Origin of the sequence: Rhodoferax sp. (genome assembly GCF_039922535.1) — a bacterium.
Lineage (GTDB): Bacteria > Pseudomonadota > Gammaproteobacteria > Burkholderiales > Burkholderiaceae_C > Rhodoferax_B.
Map to the genome: position 1 here is coordinate 1 of NZ_JBDTEM010000040.1, position 2,407 is coordinate 2,407.

Below are 2,407 nucleotides of genomic sequence, written 5' to 3' on the forward strand. Positions count from 1 at the left end.
CGGCGCTTTGAGTGGAAGTGCGACAGCCTGAACGCGCCGTCCAGGGTGGCGGCCAAGCGGCTGGGTTTCCAGTTTGAGGGCATCTTCCGCCAGGCGGTGGTGTACAAGGCCCGCAACCGCGATACCGCCTGGTTTTCCATCCTCGACACCGAATGGCCGCTGCTGCGGGCGGCCTTCAAGCAGTGGCTGGCAGCCGACAACTTTGACGCGCAGGGGCAGCAGCGGCAGTCGTTGGACAGTTTCCGATCGCTATCGGTTTAATAGCTGGCTGCGCAGGCACAATATGCGCCAGCGGCCTATTTGACTAATTTTTTTCGTACACTGCCTCTAGCGCATCGGCCACGCCCTTCGCCTGCAGGTCCAGGGCGCGGCGGGCGGGGGGCGACAAGTACCAGCCTAGCGGCACCAGCGACGCATCGGTGAGCTGGTCGATCACCAGCACCCTGGCAGCCGGGCCAACCAGCTCGGTATGGCCCAGGGCCTGGCGCATTTCGGCGGGCGGCAGGCGGCCATGGGCTCCGATGCCCGAGACGTTCAGCACCGCCACGGCGGGGCCGAGCAGGTCGGCGTACAGACCCCAGCTCTGGCTCAACACGGGTACGGCCAGGTCGGCGGGCAGGCTGAACGGATAGCTTTTGGGGACGATGCAGGCCGGCGCGGGGCCGGTATCGGGCGGGTTGTCGCAGCCGGGCTTCTTTTGGCCGTTGCGGATCAGCACCAGCAGCGGCTCGGGTGGCGTGCGGCCCGCATCCTTGAAGGCCTGCTGCATGGCGAACCACAGATGGCCCAAGCTGGTCACGCCGCTGTTGTCGAAGTAGCCGCCGTCGGCCAGGTGGCCTTGTTCACCATCACCCGAGGCAGGCTGCACCAGCGCCAGCGGGTTGATGAACGGAAAGCGCGCGGCCACGTGGGCGGCGGCCATCAGATTCAGCGGCGCGCCCAGGTGGGTTTGCACGTCGCGGGCGGCGGGGAAGCTGGTGTTGTCCAGGCGCAGGCTGCTGGCCACGGCCAGTTCACCGCTTTCCACCCAGGTGCTGTTGAGCAGCAAATGTGGCTGGCCTTTGGGCACGCTTTGGATGGGCTGGGCCAGCGCGGGGAAGGCACGCAGCCATTCACGCTCAAAACCCAGCGCCCGGCTCATGCTGCCGCAACCGGGGTGGTCGCACGGCCCCTTGTCGCCACCCGAGGTGGGCAGCAGGCGGGCCAAGCCGTCTTCAAACAGGCCCGCCGCCAACAGGGGCGACAAGGCATCCTGCTGCTGGAAGCCTTTTTTCAGGCAGTCTTCCAACCCCTGCTTGCCCCCGCGCAAACAGGCGCTGTAGGCGGCCATGCCCACCGCCCCACCCGACACGCCCGAGAAGGCGAAACTGGCCTGGTGGAAATCGGGAAACCGCTCCTCCAGGCGCCGCAACACCTGGGCCGTCCAGTAGGCGCTGCGGATACCGCCGCCCTCGCTGGCCACCAAAAACACGCGCGGTGTGCCCGGTGGCAGCCCCTTCACCCAGTCTTTCAGCGCCGCCTGCACCGTGGGGCGCGTCGCGGCATCGACCCGCGCCGCCGGAGGCGGCATCCACAGGTCAAACAGGCGCAGCGCGCCCACGGCCAGCAGCCACAGCAACACCGAACCTGCCAAGCGGCCCCAACGGTGCAGCAGGGTCTGTGGGCGGTCGGTGGGCACCTTCCAGGTGACCAGCAACCAGGCCAGTACCGCCAACAGCACCAGCACCGCCAGCAAGCCAGCGCTTTGCAGGCGCTGCACGGCCAGCGTGGTGACATCGGGCAGCGTCCAGGGCAAGGCGTGGTTATCTGACAGCCCGAAGTAATTCAGCACACCCACCAGCAGCACCCCCACCAGAATCCAGGGCCGGGCCTGGGCCTGCTCGACCAGGCCCAACGCGCCAAAAACGCCCATCCACCACACGAGAGCCAACGCCACCACCGCCAACGCCACCGGAGCGCTGGCGGTGACTTCGGGGGCCCAGGCCATGGCCGCGCGCAACAGCAGCATGCCCAGCAAGGCCATGACCGGCAGGCGGCGCGGGGTGACCCAGCGCAGCAGGTCTGCGCCGCGCGGCACGGCGCGCAGGCGCTCAGTCTGGCCTTCATCGGCCAACAGCGCGTAGACATTGGGCTCACGGTTGTAGTATTCGGCGGTATCTTGCAGGGCCAAGTGCCCGCGCAACCACAGAAAGAACAGCCCCATGCCTACGCAACCACTGCCAAACAGCAGCAGCATGGCCACGGTCTCAGCCAGGGATCGGGCCTCAAAGACCGCGTCGCCCAGTGGCGGAGCCGCATTGAAGGCATCGCCCAGCGCGTAGGCGGTGAGCGCGTACACGCTCAGCAGCGGCAGCATGGCCAGAAACCGGGCCCAGCCCTGGGCAAAGTGGCCCAGCTGTTCGTGCAC

Annotated in this window: 2 protein-coding genes; one reads left to right on the plus strand and one right to left on the minus strand. The window is 67.7% G+C overall.

The features are described 5' to 3' along the window. Nucleotides 1-261: GNAT family protein (locus ABI213_RS01470; RefSeq protein WP_348025813.1), on the plus strand; the 261-nt coding region annotated here is incomplete at its 5' end. 43 nt (nucleotides 262-304) lie between these two features. Here the strand turns inward: ABI213_RS01470 and ABI213_RS01475 are convergent. Next, on the minus strand, nucleotides 305-2,407 hold a 2,103-nt coding region (locus tag ABI213_RS01475), incomplete at its 5' end, for a hypothetical protein (protein WP_348025815.1).